General features: G+C 42.2%; 17 protein-coding genes and 1 pseudogene. 16 read left to right on the plus strand and 2 right to left on the minus strand.

Going from position 1 to position 18,571, the window contains the following annotated elements; genetic code table 11:
• From HMPREF3057_RS03825 to HMPREF3057_RS03835, 3 genes are read left to right on the plus strand one after another with little or no spacing between them, the layout of a single operon-like run.
• A complete protein-coding gene (locus HMPREF3057_RS03825; protein ID WP_049520519.1) occupies nucleotides 1-1,131 on the plus strand; it encodes an N-acetyldiaminopimelate deacetylase in 1,131 nt (376 codons plus the stop codon).
• An 11-nt stretch (nucleotides 1,132-1,142) separates the two neighbouring features.
• Nucleotides 1,143-1,682, plus strand: coding sequence for a 5-formyltetrahydrofolate cyclo-ligase (locus HMPREF3057_RS03830; protein WP_049478977.1), 540 nt, complete (start codon nucleotides 1,143-1,145; stop codon nucleotides 1,680-1,682).
• Nucleotides 1,666-2,346 (plus strand): rhomboid family intramembrane serine protease, encoded by a 681-nt coding sequence (locus tag HMPREF3057_RS03835; protein ID WP_049478978.1) that lies wholly within the window; start codon nucleotides 1,666-1,668, stop codon nucleotides 2,344-2,346. Before HMPREF3057_RS03830 ends, HMPREF3057_RS03835 begins: the two co-directional genes overlap by 17 nt.
• Before the next feature lie 120 nt (nucleotides 2,347-2,466).
• On the opposite strand, the gene galU is transcribed toward HMPREF3057_RS03835, so the two are convergent.
• Both galU and HMPREF3057_RS03845 read right to left on the minus strand, forming a co-directional pair.
• Complete coding sequence (galU, locus tag HMPREF3057_RS03840; RefSeq protein ID WP_049478979.1) at nucleotides 2,467-3,366, minus strand: UTP--glucose-1-phosphate uridylyltransferase GalU; 900 nt, start codon at nucleotides 3,364-3,366, stop codon at nucleotides 2,467-2,469.
• Between the two features lie 21 nt (nucleotides 3,367-3,387).
• Nucleotides 3,388-4,404 carry an NAD(P)H-dependent glycerol-3-phosphate dehydrogenase gene (locus HMPREF3057_RS03845; protein ID WP_070696429.1) on the minus strand — a complete coding sequence of 339 codons (1,017 nt, stop codon included), beginning with the start codon at nucleotides 4,402-4,404 and terminating at the stop codon, nucleotides 3,388-3,390.
• Between the two features lie 206 nt (nucleotides 4,405-4,610).
• Here HMPREF3057_RS03845 and HMPREF3057_RS03850 point away from each other — a divergent pair, with 206 nt between their 5' ends.
• The 13 genes and pseudogenes from HMPREF3057_RS03850 (at nucleotide 4,611) to HMPREF3057_RS03910 (ending at nucleotide 18,520) form a co-directional block, all read left to right on the plus strand.
• Complete coding sequence (locus HMPREF3057_RS03850; RefSeq protein ID WP_070696432.1) at nucleotides 4,611-6,317, plus strand: ABC transporter ATP-binding protein; 1,707 nt, start codon at nucleotides 4,611-4,613, stop codon at nucleotides 6,315-6,317.
• A gap of 1 nt (nucleotide 6,318) precedes the next feature.
• Nucleotides 6,319-8,085: an ABC transporter ATP-binding protein gene (locus HMPREF3057_RS03855; RefSeq protein WP_070696435.1), complete on the plus strand. Its 1,767-nt coding sequence runs from the start codon at nucleotides 6,319-6,321 to the stop codon at nucleotides 8,083-8,085.
• 139 nt (nucleotides 8,086-8,224) lie between these two features.
• The gene (locus HMPREF3057_RS03860; protein WP_000124757.1) at nucleotides 8,225-8,914 is read left to right on the plus strand and encodes a gamma-glutamyl-gamma-aminobutyrate hydrolase family protein; all 690 of its coding nucleotides are present in this window, start codon (nucleotides 8,225-8,227) and stop codon (nucleotides 8,912-8,914) included.
• A 172-nt stretch (nucleotides 8,915-9,086) separates the two neighbouring features.
• Nucleotides 9,087-10,436 carry a glucose-6-phosphate isomerase gene (locus HMPREF3057_RS03865; RefSeq protein ID WP_000018239.1) on the plus strand — a complete coding sequence of 450 codons (1,350 nt, stop codon included), beginning with the start codon at nucleotides 9,087-9,089 and terminating at the stop codon, nucleotides 10,434-10,436.
• 183 nt (nucleotides 10,437-10,619) lie between these two features.
• Entirely contained in the window at nucleotides 10,620-11,420 is an 801-nt protein-coding gene (locus HMPREF3057_RS03870; RefSeq protein WP_038804195.1) for an SDR family oxidoreductase, read from the plus strand.
• 62 nt (nucleotides 11,421-11,482) lie between these two features.
• Nucleotides 11,483-13,309, plus strand: coding sequence for a BglG family transcription antiterminator (locus tag HMPREF3057_RS03875; RefSeq protein WP_080639548.1), 1,827 nt, complete (start codon nucleotides 11,483-11,485; stop codon nucleotides 13,307-13,309).
• A complete protein-coding gene (locus HMPREF3057_RS03880) occupies nucleotides 13,309-13,806 on the plus strand; it encodes a transcriptional regulator GutM (RefSeq protein WP_033585448.1) in 498 nt (165 codons plus the stop codon). Before HMPREF3057_RS03875 ends, HMPREF3057_RS03880 begins: the two co-directional genes overlap by 1 nt.
• Nucleotides 13,803-14,348: a PTS glucitol/sorbitol transporter subunit IIC gene (locus tag HMPREF3057_RS03885; protein ID WP_001015684.1), complete on the plus strand. Its 546-nt coding sequence runs from the start codon at nucleotides 13,803-13,805 to the stop codon at nucleotides 14,346-14,348. The genes HMPREF3057_RS03880 and HMPREF3057_RS03885 overlap by 4 nt, the downstream gene beginning before the upstream one ends.
• Before the next feature lie 13 nt (nucleotides 14,349-14,361).
• Nucleotides 14,362-15,342: a PTS glucitol/sorbitol transporter subunit IIB gene (locus HMPREF3057_RS03890; protein ID WP_038804194.1), complete on the plus strand. Its 981-nt coding sequence runs from the start codon at nucleotides 14,362-14,364 to the stop codon at nucleotides 15,340-15,342.
• A gap of 98 nt (nucleotides 15,343-15,440) precedes the next feature.
• Nucleotides 15,441-15,812 carry a PTS glucitol/sorbitol transporter subunit IIA gene (locus HMPREF3057_RS03895; RefSeq protein ID WP_008808177.1) on the plus strand — a complete coding sequence of 124 codons (372 nt, stop codon included), beginning with the start codon at nucleotides 15,441-15,443 and terminating at the stop codon, nucleotides 15,810-15,812.
• A gap of 196 nt (nucleotides 15,813-16,008) precedes the next feature.
• A pseudogene (pgi, locus tag HMPREF3057_RS03900) lies at nucleotides 16,009-16,485 on the plus strand (glucose-6-phosphate isomerase); the annotation flags it as partial.
• A 127-nt stretch (nucleotides 16,486-16,612) separates the two neighbouring features.
• Nucleotides 16,613-18,073 (plus strand): glutamate--tRNA ligase, encoded by a 1,461-nt coding sequence (gene gltX, locus HMPREF3057_RS03905; protein WP_070696438.1) that lies wholly within the window; start codon nucleotides 16,613-16,615, stop codon nucleotides 18,071-18,073.
• Between the two features lie 12 nt (nucleotides 18,074-18,085).
• Nucleotides 18,086-18,520, plus strand: coding sequence for a cytidine deaminase family protein (locus tag HMPREF3057_RS03910; protein WP_070696441.1), 435 nt, complete (start codon nucleotides 18,086-18,088; stop codon nucleotides 18,518-18,520).
• Nucleotides 18,521-18,571 lie beyond the last annotated feature (51 nt).

Genomic DNA, 18,571 nt, shown 5'->3' on the forward strand with positions numbered 1-18,571 from the left:
ATGTTAGATTTGATTCAGACTAGACGAGATTTACACCAGATTCCAGAGATTGGCTTGGAAGAGTTCAAGACTCAGGCTTATTTGCTGGATGTGATTGAAAAATTGATTACGGGCAAGGACTTTGTTCAAGTTCGTACTTGGCGGACAGGGATTTTGGTCTACCTGCAGGGAAGTCAGCCGGAACGAACCATTGGTTGGCGAACAGACATTGATGGTCTGCCTATCGTCGAACAAACAGGTCTACCTTTCGCCTCTCAACACCAAGGTCGCATGCATGCCTGTGGCCATGATTTTCATATGACTATTGCCTTGGGCTGTCTCGAACGCGCCCTTGAGGAGCAACCCAAGAATAATTTGCTCTTCCTATTTCAGCCTGCTGAAGAAAATGAAGCTGGTGGGATGCTCATGTATGAGGATGGTGCTTTTGAGGACTGGCTGCCAGATCAGTTTTATGGTCTCCATGTTCGTCCGGATTTGAAGGTTGGACAGATTGCGACCAACACCCATACACTCTTTGCAGGGACTTGTGAAGTGAAGATTCGTTTCAAAGGAAAAGGGGGACACGCTGCTTTTCCACATGAGGCCAATGATGCCTTGGTGGCTGCTAGTTACTTTGTAACCCAAGTGCAGTCAGTTGTCAGCCGCAATGTCAACCCAATCGAGGGAGCGGTGGTGACCTTTGGTGTTTTCCAAGCTGGAACAACCAACAATGTCATTACAGATACAGCCTTTTTACACGGAACCATTCGTGCCTTGACTCAGGACATGAGCCTCTTGGTACAAAAAAGAGTCAAGACAGTCGCAGAAGGGGTTGCAGCAGCCTTTGATATGGAAGTCGAAGTAGAACTCAAGCAAGGAGGCTACCTACCTGTTGAGAACAATCCAGCCTTGGCGCGTGAACTGATGGACTTTTTTGAAGAGAAAGACGGAATTGAGTTGATTGATATTGAGTCAGCTATGACTGGTGAGGACTTTGGTTATCTCCTTTCGAAGGTAGATGGCGTTATGTTCTGGCTAGGTATCGATAGTCCCTACGCCCTTCATCACCCTCAGATGAGTCCCAAAGAAGAAGCCTTAGCCATTGGGGTAGATGCAGTCTCTAGTTTCTTAAAAAAGAAGGCAGCAGAGTAGAGGAATTGTCTATGAAAGCAGAACTACGCAAGAAAATTTTGCAAGAAATGAAGACTCTATCTCAGGAGCAAAAACAGGCTATGGATCGAGTTTTAACTGAACGATTTTTAAAGCATCCCTTTTACCAAGAAGCCAAGACCATCGCAACCTATCTCTCCTTCCCTCATGAATTTCAAACGCAAGAACTGATCAAGCGGATGCTGAAGGACGGCAAAAAGGTTCTGATACCCAAAACCTATCCCAAGGGGCGCATGGACTTTGTGGTCTATCATCCACAGCAGTTGGTAAAAACTTCCTTTGGTTTACTGGAACCGCAAGGAGACTTGGAAGTGGTGGAACCGTCTCAGATTGACTTAATCCATGTTCCGGGTTTGGCTTTTACAACTGAGGGCTATCGGATTGGATATGGTGGAGGATACTACGACCGCTATCTGGAGCATTTTGCTGGGCATACCATGAGTACAATCTATCCTTGTCAAGTTCAGGAGTTTAACTCGGAAAACCATGATATTCCCGTCCAGGAGGTGCTAATCTATGAAGGAAATCTTTGATAAACGTTATCCTGTGACTAGCTTCTTCCTCCTAGTAACAGCATTGGTATTTCTCTTGATGTTGGTTTTTACAGGTTTAAATTTTGAACGAGCAGATACCTTGCTTCAGTTTGGAGCCATGTATGGACCGATCATTCGCCTGTTCCCTGAGCAGATTTGGCGCCTTTTTTCGGCTATATTTGTGCATATCGGATGGGAGCATTTCATTGTCAATATGATTTCGCTCTACTTTCTTGGACGACAGGTGGAGGAGATTTTCGGTTCTAAGCAGTTCTTCTTTCTCTATCTATTATCTGGAATGATGGGCAATCTCTTTGTTTTTGCTTTCACACCGAAAGTTGTCGCTGCTGGGGCATCCACTTCCCTATACGGGTTATTTGCTGCGATTATCGTCTTGCGTTACGCAACTCGCAACCCCTATATCCAGCAGTTGGGGCAATCCTATCTGACACTTTTCGTGATCAATATCATTGGAAGTGTTCTGATTCCAGGAATCAGCCTAGCTGGGCATATTGGTGGCGCAGTAGGCGGTGCCTTTCTAGCAGTTATTTTTCCAGTTAAATGGGAGAGAAGGATGTACAGTACCAGCCAGCGAATCGGAGCAACCGTACTTTTTATCGCACTAGCCATTTTCCTTTGCTATAAGGGAATGAGCTATGTGTAGGGGGGATAGTTAAATGCAAGCACCGATTCGGTTGCTAATAAGTCATCTGCAAAGATGGCTTTTTTTATTGCAAGCTTCAACAAAAAAACAAAGCCCTTATTTAAGAGCTTTGTTTTTCTTCTATTCCCCATCAGCTAACTCTTTTCCAAGTTGGATGAGGTAGTCTTTCAAGTCGTCTTTGACTTGTGGGTGTTTGAGAGCGTAGTCGATGGAGGTTTTCATAAAGCCAAACTTGTCTCCGACATCGTAACGAGCCCCTTTGAACTCACGAGCAAATACACGTTGTGTTTTATTGAGGGTATCGATTGCATCTGTCAGCTGAATTTCATTTCCTGCACCTGGAGCTTGGTTTTCGAGGATTTGGAAAATTTCAGGAGTGAGGAGGTAGCGTCCGATGATAGCAAGGTCGCTAGGAGCATCTTCTGGCGCAGGTTTTTCAACGAAGGTTTCAACGCTGTAAAGACCGTCTTTTCCTTCGCCTTGCGGAGCAATAACCCCATAAGCAGATACTTCGTCATGAGGGACTGGCATAACAGCGATAGTAGACGCGTGGGTACGTTCGTAGTCATCCATGAGTTGTTTGGTAAGTGGAACAGCTTTTTCGTCCGTGATATCCATCAAGTCATCACCAAGCATAACGACAAAAGGTTCATTTCCAACGAAAGCTTTGGCTTGCAAAACAGCATCGCCGAGACCACGTGGATGTGTTTGGCGGATAAAATGCAGGCGCATGCCAGTTGTTTCATCAACTAGCTTCAAAAGATCTGTTTTCCCTTTTTCTTTGAGGTTGTATTCCAATTCGAAGTTTGAATCGAAGTGGTCCTCGATGGAACGTTTTGACTTACCTGTAACAACCAAGATATCTTCGATTCCAGACTTGAGGGCTTCTTCAACGATAAACTGGATAGTTGGTTTGTCTACGATTGGTAACATTTCCTTGGCCAATGCCTTAGTTGCTGGGAGGAAACGAGTTCCCAATCCAGCGGCAGGGATGACTGCTTTTCTGACTTTTTGTTTCATGATGTTCCTTTCTATAAAGGTCTATGACCATTCGTTTTCTGCTTTAAATTCATTGCTCATGATGTCAGTGATTGCTTCTTTAATGTTGACACCTTCATAGATAACTCGGTAGATGGCCTGTGTGATTGGCATGTAGACACCCAATTCCTGAGCTAGCTCGTAAGCCGCTCGAGTTGTTGAGATTCCTTCGATAACCATGCCCATGTTTGCTTCGATGTCTGCGAGGGATTCTCCACGACCGAGAGCATCACCTGCCCTCCAGTTACGAGAGTGGACAGATGTCCCCGTTACAATCAAATCTCCAACTCCAGAAAGACCGCTATAAGTCAGAGGATTAGCTCCAAGAGCGACCCCTAGACGGGTGATTTCAGCCAAGCCACGGGCAATGATAGCCGCCTTGGCATTGTCGCCAAATCTTAGTCCATGTAGTGCCCCAGCGCCAACTGCGATGATGTTTTTGAGAGCACCAGCGGTTTCAACTCCGATAACATCCGTATTAGTATAGAGACGGAAGTAGTGATTGCTAAAGAGATTTTGGACGTACTGGGCAGTTTCAAGATCTTTGGAGGCTGCGGTAATCAAGGTAATATCGCGTACAATCGTTTCCTCAGCGTGACTCGGTCCTGAAACAACAACGACTTCACTACGAAGGTCAGCTGGAATTTCCTCTTCAAGAATAGTTGATAGACGTTTGTGGCTATCTGGTTCCAATCCTTTGGAGGCATGCATGATGACAACTTTGTGATCGAGCACCTTTGCTACTTGTTGGGCAACCAGTCTCGTTACTTTTGTTGGGACTACAAATAAAACAGCATCCACATCCTTTAGTGTTTCTTCTAAATCATGATAGGCTTTGATTTTTTCGTCGAGTAGGATATCTTTGAAATAGCGTTTGTTTGTATGTTGGTTATTGATTTCATCAATTTGGTCAGAAATATTTCCCCAAATTCGAACCTTGTGCCCATTGTCGTTTAGGACCTGCGAAAGGGCAGTTCCCCAAGAACCAGGACCCAAGACAGCGATGGTTTGTTTCTTCATCTTTTCCTCCTTGTAAGAGTTCTTCCTTTCATTTTACCATAAAAAGCCTTTTCATGCATCACCTGTAGATGAAAGCGTACTAATTTATAATAAGGAGACTTCTTTGACAAGATGTCTCTTTTTTGCTAGAATAGCATCAATATGAACGAATGAGAAGGAGCTGACGCAGGATGTCGCTCCCTTTATCTATTTTATTAGGAGGAAATATGCTCATTAAAAAAATAAAAACCTATAAATGGCAGGCCTTGGCATCCCTAATGATGACAGGCTTGATGGTTGCGAGCTCGCTCTTGCAACCGCGCTATTTGCAAGAGGTGTTAGAGGCTTTGTTGGCCGGTCAAAATGAGGCTATTTATAGTATTGGCGCTTGGCTGATAGGAGTAGCCCTAGTCGGTCTGGTTGCAGGTGGGGTCAATGTAACACTTGCAGCCTACATTGCTCAAGGAGTGTCTTCGGACCTTCGTGAAGACGCTTTTCGCAAGATCCAGACTTTTTCTTATGCCAATATCGAGCAATTCAATGCGGGTAACCTTGTCGTCCGAATGACCAATGATATCAACCAAATTCAGAACGTGGTGATGATGGCTTTTCAAATCCTCTTCCGTCTCCCTCTTCTCTTTATCGGTTCCTTTATCTTGGCGGTTCACACTCTTCCGTCACTTTGGTGGGTGATTGTCCTCATGGTGCTCCTAATCTTTGCACTAACTGCCATCATGATGGGGATGATGGGGCCACGATTTGCTAAGTTTCAAACCCTTCTTGAACGGATTAATGCTATCGCTAAGGAAAATCTACGTGGTGTGCGTGTAGTCAAATCCTTTGTGCAGGAAAAAGAGCAGTTTGCTAAGTTTACCGAAGTCTCAGACGAGCTTCTCGGCCAAAATCTTTATATCGGTTATGCCTTCTCAGTTATAGAACCCTTTATGATGTTAGTCGGCTATGGGGCGGTCTTCCTCTCTATCTGGTTGGTGGCCGGAATGGCTCAGTCAGATCCATCTGTTGTGGGATCGATTGCTTCCTTTATCAACTATCTCAGCCAGATTATCTTTACCATTATCATGGTTGGATTTTTAGGAAATTCTGTCAGTCGTGCCATGATTTCTTTGCGTCGTATCCGTGAGATTCTAGATACCGAGCCAGCGATGACCTTTAAAGATCTCCCTGATGAAGAGTTAGAAGGAAGTCTCTCTTTTGAAAATGTGACCTTCACCTATCCTAATGACGATGAGCCTATGCTGAAGAATGTGACCTTTGATGTTGCGCCTGGTCAGATGGTTGGTGTGGTTGGGGCGACTGGAGCAGGGAAGTCCACCCTAGCTCAGTTAATTCCACGACTTTTTGATCCACAGGAGGGATCTATCAAGATTGGTGGCAAGGATATTCGAGACGTCAGCGAGGGAACCTTACGTAAAACAGTTTCCATTGTCTTGCAACGTGCTATTCTCTTTAGCGGAACCATTGCAGATAATCTCCGTCAAGGGAAAGGAAATGCTAGCGTGTCAGAAATGGAACGTGCAGCACGGATTGCCCAAGCCAGTGAATTTATCGGGCGCATGGAAAACAAATTTGAGAGTCAGGTTGAAGAACGTGGCACCAACTTTTCTGGTGGACAAAAGCAACGGATGTCCATTGCCCGTGGGATTGTCAGCAATCCCCGTATCCTGATTTTTGACGATTCGACTTCAGCCCTAGATGCCAAGTCAGAAAGACTCGTGCAGGAAGCTTTGAATAAAGATCTGAAAGGGACAACAACTATTATCATCGCTCAAAAGATCAGTTCAGTCGTCCATGCGGACAAGATTTTGGTCTTGGATCAAGGGCGTTTGATTGGAGAAGGACGGCATGCAGACTTGGTAGCTAACAATGCCGTCTACCGCGAAATCTACGAAACACAAAAGGGAAAGGAGGAATAAAATGAAAACCGTTCGATTTTTCTGGAATTATTTTAAAGTTTACAAGTTCTCCTTTGTCATTGTGATTCTGATGGTTGCAGTTGCGACGATTGCCCAAGCCCTCTTTCCAGTTTTTTCAGGTCAAGCAGTGACGGAGCTCGCTAACCTAGTTCTGGCTTATCAAAATGGGACTTCCGAACTAGCTTGGCAGAGTTTATCAGCTCTGATGCTGAATCTAGCTCTGGTTGTTCTTGCCTTAGTGGTATCCAGTTTGATTTACATGACCTTGATGACTCGTGTGATTGCTGAGTCGACAAATGAGATGCGTAAGGGCCTCTTTGGCAAACTTTCCCGTTTGACCGTTTCTTTCTTTGACCGCCATCAGGATGGCGATATCCTTTCTCGCTTCACGAGTGACTTAGATAACATTCTTCAAGCCTTCAATGAAAGCCTAGTTCAGGTTATGAGCAATATTGCTCTTTACATCGGTTTGATTTTTGTCATGTTTTCAAGAAATGTGACGCTCGCCCTGATAACAGTAGCCAGCACCCCAGTGGCCTTTCTCATGTTGGTCTTTATTGTGAAAATGGCCCGTAAGTACACTAATCTCCAGCAAAAAGAGGTAGGGAAACTCAACGCCTACATGGACGAGAGTATTTCTGGACAGAAAGCTGTTATCGTACAAGGAATTCAAGATGACATCGTAGCAGGCTTTGTGGAGCAAAATGAGCGCGTGCGCAAGGCAACCTTTAAAGGGAGAATGTTCTCAGGCATCCTCTTTCCAGTTATGAATGGGATGAGCTTGGTCAATACGGCCATCGTCATTTTTGCAGGTTCTGCGGTCTTGCTGAACGATCCAAGTATCGAAACAACGACAGCCCTAGGTTTGATCGTTATGTTTACCCAATTTTCTCAGCAGTACTACCAGCCGATTATCCAGGTGGCTGCGAGTTGGGGGAGCCTCCAGTTGGCCTTTACTGGAGCGGATCGTATCCAAGAAATGTTCGATGCAGAAGAAGAGATTCGTCCGCAAAATGCGCCTGCCTTTACGGAATTGCGAGAAGGTGTTGAAATCAGTCACATTGATTTCTCTTATGTGCCAGACAAGCCGATTTTAAAAGATGTCAGCATTTCAGCTCCTAAGGGGCAGATGATAGCAGTTGTAGGCCCGACTGGTTCGGGGAAAACAACCATCATGAACCTCATCAATCGTTTCTACGATGTGGATGCAGGTAGCATTTCTTTTGATGGCAAAGACATTCGTGACTACGACTTGGACAGCCTGCGGAGCAAGGTCGGGATTGTCTTGCAGGATTCGGTCTTGTTTAGTGGAACGATCCGAGACAATATCCGCTTTGGTGTGCCAGATGCCAGTCAGGAAATGGTCGAAGCAGCTGCCAAGGCAACTCATATTCATGACTATATCGAAAGCTTGCCTGATAAGTATGATACCCTTATTGATGATGAGCAAAATATCTTCTCGACTGGGCAGAAACAATTGATTTCCATCGCTCGGACCTTGATGACAGATCCTCAAGTCCTAATCCTAGATGAAGCGACTTCCAATGTGGATACCGTAACAGAAAGCAAGATTCAACATGCCATGGAGGCAGTTGTAGCAGGACGAACCAGTTTTGTGATTGCCCATCGTCTCAAGACCATCCTCAATGCCGATCAGATTATTGTCCTCAAAGATGGAGAGGTCATTGAACGTGGAAATCATCACGAGTTGCTCAAGATCGGTGGCTTCTACTCGGAACTGTATCACAATCAATTTGTCTTCGAATAAAAAAGAAGTTGTCCTTATTGGGCAGCTTTTTTTTATACATAAAAAATACTTATCACGGTCTTTAAAAAAACATATTAGACAGGAAAGGGTTGGAGTGATAAGATAAGACTATCGCAAGAAAATCGAAAGGAGACACATTATGGCTAGAACGGTTGTAGGAGTTGCTGCAAATCTATGTCCTGTAGATGCAGAAGGGAAAAACATTCACTCATCTGTATCCTGTAAATTTGCAGAGAGCATTCGTCAAGTCGGTGGTCTTCCTTTAGTAATTCCTGTAGGGGATGAGTCCATTGTGCGCGATTATGTGGAAATGATTGACAAACTCATCTTGACAGGTGGGCAAAACGTCCATCCTCAGTTTTATGGAGAGAAAAAGACCATTGAGAGCGATGATTACAACCTTGTACGCGATGAGTTTGAACTAGCCCTCTTGAAAGAAGCGCTCCGCCAGAATAAACCAATTATGGCAATCTGTCGCGGGGTTCAGCTGGTCAATGTTGCTTTTGGCGGCACTCTTCACCAAGAAATTGAAGGTCACTGGCAAGGCTTGCCTTTTGGAACCTCTCATTCTATTGAAACAGTAGAAGGAAGCGTGGTGGCTAAGTTATTTGGCAAAGAAAGTCAGGTTAATTCAGTGCATCGTCAGAGCATTAAAGATCTAGCACCCAATTTCCGTGTGACAGCGGTGGATCCTCGAGATCAGACAGTGGAAGCGATTGAGTCTATTGACGAACATCGCATTATCGGTTTACAGTGGCACCCAGAGTTCCTGGTCAATGAAGAAGATGGCAATTTAGAATTATTTGAGTATTTATTAAATGAATTGTAACGGTTAGAATCTCTAGCCGTTTTTTTGTCTTATTTCGTTCAAATTTTAATATTGTAACATTTTTTACGCAAATGTTTAAATTATGATAAAATTTGGAAAAATTCAGTATAAAAACTTGAAAAAATCTAAGGTAAGGGTTATGATAGAAGAGAAGAAATTTTGGAGGAATATTATGTCACATATTAAATTTGATTATTCAAAAGTATTAGATAAATTTGTTGCACCACATGAACTAGATTATATGCAGCCTCAAGTGACTGCAGCAGATTCTGCTCTGAGAAATGGTACAGGTCCTGGGGCAGAAATGACTGGCTGGTTGAACTTACCTGAAGAATATGACAAAGATGAATTTGCTCGTATTCAAAAGGCTGCTGCTAAAATCCAATCTGATAGTGAGGTATTGATCGTAATCGGTATTGGTGGTTCCTATTTAGGAGCTCGTGCAGCTATTGATTTCTTGAATAATTCATTTGTAAACTTGCAAAGAAAGGAAGAACGCAAGGCACCTCAGATCCTCTATGCTGGAAACTCTATCTCTTCAAGCTATTTGGCTGATTTGGTAGACTATGTATCAGACAAAGATTTCTCAGTAAACGTGATTTCTAAATCAGGTACAACAACTGAACCGGCTATTGCTTTCCGTGTCTTCAAAGAACTCTTGGTTAAGAAGTACGGTCAAGAAGAAGCTAACCAACGTATCTACGCAACTACAGACCGCGCTAAAGGTGCAGTTAAAGTTGAAGCAGATGCTAATGGCTGGGATACTTTTGTAGTGCCTGATAGTGTAGGTGGTCGTTTTACAGTATTGACAGCAGTGGGGCTCTTGCCAATCGCAGCTGCAGGAGCTGATATCAGCAAGTTAATGGAAGGAGCAAATGCTGCTCGCAAGGCTTATGCTTCTGATAAGTTGGCTGAAAATGAAGCATATCAATATGCAGTTGTACGCAATATCTTGTACCGTAAAGGTTATCTGACAGAAGTTCTAGCTAACTATGAACCATCTCTGCAATACTTCTCTGAGTGGTGGAAGCAACTGGCTGGTGAGTCAGAAGGGAAAGACCAAAAAGGGATTTATCCAACTTCAGCTAACTTCTCAACAGACTTGCACTCTCTGGGACAATTTATCCAGGAAGGTACCCGTATCCTCTTTGAAACAGTTATCCGTGTAGATAAACCTCGCAAAAATGTGCTGATTCCTGAATTGGCAGAAGACTTGGACGGTCTTGGCTACTTGCAAGGAAAAGATGTTGACTTTGTCAATAAAAAAGCTACAGATGGAGTGCTGTTAGCACACACTGATGGTGGAGTTCCAAATATGTTTGTGACACTGCCTGAGCAAGATGAGTTCACTTTGGGCTACACTATTTACTTCTTTGAGTTGGCTATTGCTCTTTCTGGCTACCTGAATGGTATCAATCCATTTGACCAGCCTGGAGTTGAAGCTTATAAGAAAAACATGTTTGCTCTTCTTGGGAAACCAGGCTTTGAAGAGCTGGGTGCTGAGTTGAATGCACGCCTTTGATTCTCATATGCTTTGAGTTCATTTAGAATATAAAAAGATCCACAAGTTCATTTCTTGTGGATTTTTAGTACAAGCCTCTTAATTAGTTTATTATTTTTTTTAAAAGTGTAAAAAAGAGTGTCTTAATTCTTTTATGAAAGCGCTGTATAATTGCCTTGTAAATAAAATTTGAGAGGTATCAAAATGAATGATTGGTTAAACATAAAAGGCAAAACAGTTCTTGTGACTGGCGCGTCATCTGGGATCGGTAAGGCAATCGTTGAAGAATTGCTGGAATTAGGAGTCAATGTAGCGAATTTTGATCTTAGCGACAACGATTTGCGTCACCCGAATCTATTATTTGTAAAAGTTGATGTAACTTCTCGCTCTGAAGTAGAAGAGGGTGTTGCCAAAATAGTTGAAAGATTTGGCAATATTGATGCGGTAGTCAATAATGCAGGGATTAATGTTCCCAGATTATTAATTGATGCAGAAAATCCTAAAGGTCCTTACGAGTTAGACGATGAAACGTTTGAAAAAGTAACAATGATTAATCAAAAAGGTTTGTATTTGGTTAGTCAGGCAGTAGGACGTATTTTAGTGAAAAATGGAAAAGGTGTAATTGTGAACATGGCTTCAGAAGCAGGCTTGGAAGGTTCTGAAGGACAAAGTGCCTATGCTGCCACAAAAGCAGCAGTCTATAGTTACACTCGTTCATGGGCAAAAGAGCTGGGTAAGCATGGTGTACGTGTGGTTGGAATTGCTCCAGGAATTATGGAAGCTACGGGACTTCGAACTCTTTCTTATGAGGAAGCTCTTGCTTATACCCGTGGAAAGACGGTAGAAGATATTCGAGCTGGTTATGCTTCAACTTCAACAACTCCTTTGGGACGAAGTGGTAAACTACGGGAAGTAGCTGACCTTGTAGCATTCTATATTTCAGACCGTTCTAGCTATATAACTGGAGTCACTACAAATATTGCCGGAGGGAAAACTCGCGGTTAAAAAAATGAAGGTGAGGAAGAGAGTTGACCATAGTAAATCGATGGTATAATATTTTAGAAAAAATGGTCTCACAGCCAACTTATTCCTTGGTAGATATGCGCTCAGAGCTGGATATTAGTATGCAAACCTTGCAAAAGAGTATCCAACAATTAAATGATGTTTTGGCTCCGAGTATCCAGATTATCTCACAAGATGATCAGTTAATGTTAGAGGTGTATGACTATACTGAGTTGGAAAGGATTTTATCTGGTAGTTTAAAACGGGAGAGTGACTTCAATTCTTCCAGTAAAAGAATTGCCTATTTACTAAAACGTTTAATTGAGTCAACCTCCCCTCTTCTTATTGACGACTTGGCTGAGGAAGCAGGTGTTAGTAGAAGTACCCTTAATAAGGATTTAAAACAAGTAAAATCTTTGGCAGAGAGTTACTCTATCACTATTTCAGGAAAGCCCAACCGTGGGCTGGAGGTCTTGGGGTCCGAGCTGAATTTGCGCTTGCTCTATATTCACCAAGTGGCCCCTTACTTTGAAGGAAAGACACTCACCGAGGCAACATCTTCTTTTCTGGAGACGCTACTCCAGGAGTATAAAATCCCGAAAGAAACAAAGGAACTCCTTCGAAAGACCATTTCAATTATGGTGGAGCGTATTCATGCATCTAGGGTGTTGAGTTGCCCTATTCCTTACTATAGGAATGATTTAACAGAGACACCTTTGGTTGAAAAATTAATCTATCATATTGAGATGACTTATAAGATTTCCCTCAGTCAGTTTGAGATAGACTTTTTGTGTTTTCCGTTTAATATCCGTTTTATTGACACTTTAAGCAAGCCGTCTTATCAATCTGAACAGCTTGCAAACATTTTTCAAGGGATTGTCAAGAAAGTCAAAGAAACAATGTTGGTTAACTTTGATGATGAAGAATTATTTGAAGAAATCAAGTCTCATCTAGGCTCCTTAATCAATCGACTGATTTTCCATGTGCAAGCTAATGATATATTCCATGGCGAGGTTCAAACTCAATATCCTTTTGCTTTTGAAATGGCGAAAATTGCTGGAGAAGAACTATCTGCAATTTTTGGTTCTGAATTGGAATTATCTGAAATCGGATATCTGGCTTTGTATTTTGAAATGATTTTAAGAAAGCAAAACTCTGTTGTAAATGGTTCTCGCAAGCAGATAGCTGTAGTTTGCACAACAGGAAGAGGAACTGCTGCGATGATTATTCAGCAACTCAGACGAATTCTTGGAAATGATGTAGACATTACTCAGTATTCTGAAGAGGATTTTAATCTGGATTTGAATCAGGACTATTTCGCGATTTTTACGACAGTTCCTCTAAAATATAAAGATTCTAAATCTCCAGTCATTCAAGTTAATCATCTTTTTGATGATCAATGGCTGCAGGAAGAATGGCAGAGAGCCAATGCTTTTCATCAAAAAAATCTAGAAACAGTCAGCTTACGTTTTCTTCGTTTGACTCCCCAAAAAACCTATCAGCAATACTTGCTAAATATGGTTGCAGAGTTAGAGAAACTTCAGATGATTGATGAAGGTTTTAGAAATCGGATAATTGATAGGGATAAAAAACAATCAACCATTTTTGGTGGAGGAATTGCCTTCCCCCATACAATTAACCAGGGTTATGCAAAGACTATTTTAATGTTTGGAAAGCTAGAAGAGCCTTATCAAAAAGGAGATGATTGGATTGAATTTATCTTTCTAGTCGCCATTCCCTCAGAAATTGAAAGCAAAATGGAGAGTGAATTGCTGGAATTGTATGACGACATTTTTCGAATTGCAGGAGAGCCTTCTCTAAAAGAAGCATTGAGGGCTGTAGAAACAGAGACAGAGTTTCTATCATTTTCTAAGAGCAAAGGAGTATTTTAATGAATTCGCTAATAATTTTCGCTGTATTTGTCATGGCAGCTTATATATTTCAAATGTTCCTCGGCTGGCAGCAACTCAAAGACTTCAATAAGACCTATACGATGCTCCGAAAACTGGGGCGCGTAGCGATTGGCAGGAAGTCCGGAAGAATCAAATCCGGTACGATTGTCATGTTCGCGGTTGATGAAAACGGTCGGGTTCTTAAAGCTAGCAAAATGCAAGGAGTCACAATCTTAGCACGTTTTCAAAATATGGACGATTATGTTGGAGAAGACATCCATTATTTTGACAAGTATAATCCTCTTGTGAGAAAAGAAAATAAGTTGATGCAATCAGCCATAGAAGATGCTAGAAAAGTCTATCTTTGGAATGAGGCAGGTATTGAGAAAGAGACAAGTTCATCTGATTCTTTTCTGGGATTCGGCTTTTATGCGAATTACTTACAATTATCTATTAAACAGTTATTTAAAAAAAATAAGAAAGGGAGTTCCTTATGAATCACATTACAAATTTTGCAGAGAGTTTTATGAAACTCTTCCAATTAGGTGGAGAAACCTTTATTAGCTGGATGACAAATATTGTACCGCTTGTCTTGATGCTATTGATTGCAATGAATACCCTTATCGCTTTCTTGGGAGAAGAGAAGGTCAATTCCCTGGCTAAGATTTCTGCCAAAAATCCTGTTAGCCGGTATATGATTTTACCTTTCATTTCTGCCTTTATGCTGGGGAATCCGATGGCAATCAGTATGGGACGTTTCTTACCAGAATATTATAAACCTAGTTTTGTAGCAGCTCAGATGCAGTTCTGCCACACTTCAAATGGTGTATTTCCGCATATCAATCCTGGGGAATTGTTTGTATGGATGGGAATTGCAACAGGAATTCAAACTTTAGGTTTAAGTCAAATGGACTTAGCCATTCGTTACATGCTTGTTGGGCTTGTCATGAACTTTGTAGGCGGTTGGGTGACCGATTTTACAACTGCTTATGTAGCAAAACAGCAAGGTGTTACCTTGAGTAAAACATTTGATTTATAGAAAGAGTGAAATTATGTCATATAAGAGTATAAAAGTTGTTAAAGGAAATGGCGGTTTCGGAGGACCTTTGGTCATTACACCTAGTGAAGCTAAGCATAAATTCATCTATATCACTGGCGGAGGAGAAAAGCCAGATATTGTAGATAAAATTGCTGATTTGACCGGTATGGAAGCTGTTAATGGGTTTAAAACTTCTATCCCAGATGAGGAAATTGCTTTAGCAATCGTGGATTGTGGCGGTACTCTTCGCTGTGGTATTTATCCTAAAAAGGGGATCCCTACAATAAATATTGTCGCTACAGGGAAAAGTGGGCCTCTAGCTCAATATATAACCGAGGAAATCTATGTGTCAGCAGTTGGCCTTAATCAAATTTCTGCTGCTAATGAAGACGAAAAAGCGACAACTGTGGTAACAGAAAAGCCAACTTACGATACTAGTAAAAAAATTACAGAGCAAAAAGCTGAAACAAGTATTGTAGCAAGAATTGGGATGGGCGCTGGGAAGGTCGTTGCGACTTTCAACCAGGCTGCTCGTGAAGCCATCCAAACAATGCTCAACACGATCATTCCTTTCATGGCCTTTGTTTCCTTGCTGATTGGGGTTATTCAAGGTTCAGGTGTTGGAAATTGGCTGGCAAAATTAATGGTTCCCCTAGCTGGGAACATCTGGGGACTCATTTTGATTGGCTTTATCTGTTCCTTGCCATTCCTATCTCCTTTGTTAGGCCCCGGAGCTGTTATCAGTCAGATTATTGGAACCTTAATTGGAGTTGAAATCGGCAAAGGGACTATTCCGCCCCAAATGGCTCTGCCAGCTATATTTGCTATCAACACTCAAAACGGTTGTGATTTCATTCCTGTAGCACTCGGTCTATCTGAAGCCAAGGCTGAAACAGTTGAGGTTGGTGTCCCTTCTGTGCTTTATTCACGCTTTCTCAATGGTGTTCCGCGGGTGCTAGTAGCTTGGATAGCTAGTATTGGCCTTTATCAGTAAACTTTTGATAGATGCACGTAAACATAGCAACTATTATGTTAAACTTATCTATAAGCATAAGTTTATGACAGATTTGAGAAAGGATGAATAGGAATTAGATGAAGAAAATTTTTGAAGCTAAAGTAATTCAAGTGGGGCCTGAAGCTCAGAATATGATTCAAGATGCCAATATGCTCATTTTGTTTGGAGAAGAAGCTCCGGAAGACTTAGCAGAGTATTGTTTTAAAATCGATAACAAAAATCTTCTAGGTGCAATACTAGAAGGTGGAAAGCTGGTGGTAGATAGTCAGGAATATTCGATTACTGCCGTAGGAAATGTAGTAGAAAAAAATTTAACTGGACTGGGCCATATCACGATTTCTTTTGATGGTTCAAAAGAGGGCAGCCTGCCGGGCACTCTCCATGTTGCAGCAGACCAAGCAGTAGTAATTGAAAAGGACTCTACCATTCAGATTTTCGAAACTGCTTGACCATAATAAAATTTCAAATCAAGCAATTTAGAAAAATAAAAGTCTAAAAAATTGATTCAGAGCTTGGACAAAAAGTCCAGGCTTCTGGGTCTAAATTAGAAAAAATAGATGACGCAGTGGTTGATTGGCAAGTCAATCAAACTAGCCAGTCAGTGCAAGGGAATTCCCAGCAGATGGATCCACAAGGGGTGCCTGAACAGAAGGGAAAGACCAAAAAGGTATTTACCCAACTTCAGCTAACTTCTCAACTGACTTACACTCATTGGGTCAATTTATCCAAGAAGGAACTCGTATCATGTTTGAAACAGTTGTCCGTGTTGACAAACCACGTAAGAACGTGATCATTCCTACTTTGGAAGAAGACCTTGATGGACTTGGTTACCTTCAAGGAAAAGACGTTGACTTTGTAAACAAAAAAGCGACTGACGGTGTTCTTCTTGCCCACACTGACGGTGACGTACCAAATATGTATGTGACTCTTCCAGAGCAAGATGCCTTTACTCTTGGCTACACGATCTACTTCTTCGAATTGGCAATTGCCCTTTCAGGTTACTTGAATGCCATCAACCCATTTGACCAACCAGGTGTTGAAGCCTACAAACGCAACATGTTTGCCCTTCTTGGAAAACCAGGATTTGAAGAATTGAGCAAAGAGCTTAACGCACGTCTATAATAGAAGAAAAGAGTGGCTTGTCCACTCTTTTTACTCTCTTTATTCGTAGACATTGGACTCAGGCGAGACTTGTGATATAATATAGAAAGCAAAAAGGCAGACGCCTAGAGACTTTATAGGAGAAACTATGTCAAAAGATATCCGCGTACGCTACGCACCAAGTCCAACAGGACTACTACACATCGGAAATGCCCGTACAGCATTGTTTAACTACCTTTACGCACGCCATCATGGTGGAACTTTTATCATTCGTATCGAAGATACTGACCGTAAACGCCATGTTGAGGATGGAGAACGTTCACAGCTTGAAAACCTTCGTTGGTTGGGGATTGACTGGGATGAAAGCCCAGAAACTCATGAAAACTACCGCCAATCAGAGCGTTTGGAACTCTATCAAAAATACATCGACCAATTGCTAGCCGAAGGAAAAGCCTACAAATCTTACGTTACAGAAGAAGAGTTGGCAGCTGAGCGCGAACGCCAAGAAGCAGCTGGTGAAACACCACGCTACATCAATGAATATCTTGGCATGAGCGAAGAAGAAAAAGCAGCTTACATCGCAGAACGTGAAGCAGCTGGTATCATCCCAACTGTTCGTTTGGCTGTCAATGAGTCTGGTATCTACAAATGGCATGATATGGTCAAAGGTGATATCGAGTTTGAAGGTGGCAACATCGGTGGTGACTGGGTTATCCAAAAGAAAGATGGTTACCCAACTTACAACTTTGCCGTTGTCATCGATGACCACGACATGCAAATTTCCCATGTTATTCGCGGAGATGACCACATTGCCAACACACCCAAACAGCTTATGGTTTATGAGGCTCTTGGTTGGGAAGCTCCAGAGTTCGGTCACATGACTTTGATCATCAACTCTGAAACGGGTAAAAAATTGTCTAAACGCGATACCAATACCCTTCAATTTATCGAAGACTACCGTAAAAAAGGCTATTTGCCAGAAGCCGTCTTTAACTTTATCGCCCTTCTTGGCTGGAACCCTGGTGGGGAAGACGAAATCTTCTCTCGTGAAGAGCTCATCAAGCTCTTTGATGAAAACCGCCTCAGCAAATCTCCAGCGGCTTTCGACCAGAAGAAACTAGACTGGATGAGTAATGACTACATCAAGAGAGCTGACTTGGCAACTATCTTTGAAATGGCCAAACCATTCCTTGAAGAAGCAGGACGATTGACTGACAAGTCTGAAAAAATGGTGGAACTATACAAACCACAAATGAAATCAGTAGACGAGATTGTTCCACTGACAGATCTTTTCTTCTCAGATTTCCCAGAGTTGACAGACGCTGAGCGCGAGGTCATGGCAGGAGAAACCGTTCCGGTTGTTCTAGAAGCCTTCAAAGCGAAACTAGAAGCAATGACAGATGAAGAATTTCTGACAGAAAACATCTTCCCACAAATCAAAGCAGTTCAAAAAGAAACGGGTATTAAAGGGAAAAACCTCTTCATGCCGATTCGTATTGCCGTTTCAGGTGAAATGCATGGACCAGAATTACCAGACACCATTTTCTTACTCGGACGTGAAAAGTCAATCCAGCATATTGAAAACATGCTGAAAGAGATCTCTAAATAAAAAGGACTTCCGATGGATACATGGGAAAAGATGTATAAAGAAGCACGAGCCTTATACAATCCCCATGAAGTTTCTGACTTTGTTTATGCTAACCATGTTGTTGCTGCAGTAGAAGCAGAAGATGGTCAGATCTTTACAGGGTTTTGTATGGAGGGCACTTGTGGCGTTTTTCATCTCTGTGCAGAACGAGCAGCTCTCTTCAATATGTATCAATTTTCAGGACAAACTAAAGTTAAGAAAATCCTCGCCTTTCGAGATAAACCTCCCTACGGCGAAGGATCAGGCATGCCCTGTGGCGCTTGCAGAGAATTTCTCTTAGAATTGAATGCTGAAAATAAAGAAGCAGAGTTCATGATGGACTACGAAACAAGAAAAACAATTAAGGTTGCTGAATTGATCCCTTACTGGTGGGGAGAGGAACGCGCGACTAATTGGCAAGATAAATAGAAGGAGTCAGTTTAACTGGCTCTTTCCCTTATCTTTTCAGAATTTCGGTAA

The sequence above is a fragment of the Streptococcus sp. HMSC072D05 genome (assembly GCF_001815805.1).
In the GTDB taxonomy this organism is placed as follows: domain Bacteria; phylum Bacillota; class Bacilli; order Lactobacillales; family Streptococcaceae; genus Streptococcus.

Bases quoted from the DNA above. Each gene is read 5' to 3' on its own strand.
- HMPREF3057_RS03825 (WP_049520519.1), top strand. From the start codon at position 1: ATGTTAGATTTGATTCAGACTAGACGAGATTTACACCAGATTCCAGAG.
- HMPREF3057_RS03830 (WP_049478977.1), top strand. From the start codon at position 1,143: ATGAAAGCAGAACTACGCAAGAAAATTTTGCAAGAAATGAAGACTCTA.
- HMPREF3057_RS03835 (WP_049478978.1), top strand. From the start codon at position 1,666: ATGAAGGAAATCTTTGATAAACGTTATCCTGTGACTAGCTTCTTCCTC.
- galU (WP_049478979.1), bottom strand. From the start codon at position 3,366: ATGAAACAAAAAGTCAGAAAAGCAGTCATCCCTGCCGCTGGATTGGGA.
- HMPREF3057_RS03845 (WP_070696429.1), bottom strand. From the start codon at position 4,404: ATGAAGAAACAAACCATCGCTGTCTTGGGTCCTGGTTCTTGGGGAACT.
- HMPREF3057_RS03850 (WP_070696432.1), top strand. From the start codon at position 4,611: ATGCTCATTAAAAAAATAAAAACCTATAAATGGCAGGCCTTGGCATCC.
- HMPREF3057_RS03855 (WP_070696435.1), top strand. From the start codon at position 6,319: ATGAAAACCGTTCGATTTTTCTGGAATTATTTTAAAGTTTACAAGTTC.
- HMPREF3057_RS03860 (WP_000124757.1), top strand. From the start codon at position 8,225: ATGGCTAGAACGGTTGTAGGAGTTGCTGCAAATCTATGTCCTGTAGAT.
- HMPREF3057_RS03865 (WP_000018239.1), top strand. From the start codon at position 9,087: ATGTCACATATTAAATTTGATTATTCAAAAGTATTAGATAAATTTGTT.
- HMPREF3057_RS03870 (WP_038804195.1), top strand. From the start codon at position 10,620: ATGAATGATTGGTTAAACATAAAAGGCAAAACAGTTCTTGTGACTGGC.
- HMPREF3057_RS03875 (WP_080639548.1), top strand. From the start codon at position 11,483: ATGGTCTCACAGCCAACTTATTCCTTGGTAGATATGCGCTCAGAGCTG.
- HMPREF3057_RS03880 (WP_033585448.1), top strand. From the start codon at position 13,309: ATGAATTCGCTAATAATTTTCGCTGTATTTGTCATGGCAGCTTATATA.
- HMPREF3057_RS03885 (WP_001015684.1), top strand. From the start codon at position 13,803: ATGAATCACATTACAAATTTTGCAGAGAGTTTTATGAAACTCTTCCAA.
- HMPREF3057_RS03890 (WP_038804194.1), top strand. From the start codon at position 14,362: ATGTCATATAAGAGTATAAAAGTTGTTAAAGGAAATGGCGGTTTCGGA.
- HMPREF3057_RS03895 (WP_008808177.1), top strand. From the start codon at position 15,441: ATGAAGAAAATTTTTGAAGCTAAAGTAATTCAAGTGGGGCCTGAAGCT.
- gltX (WP_070696438.1), top strand. From the start codon at position 16,613: ATGTCAAAAGATATCCGCGTACGCTACGCACCAAGTCCAACAGGACTA.
- HMPREF3057_RS03910 (WP_070696441.1), top strand. From the start codon at position 18,086: ATGGATACATGGGAAAAGATGTATAAAGAAGCACGAGCCTTATACAAT.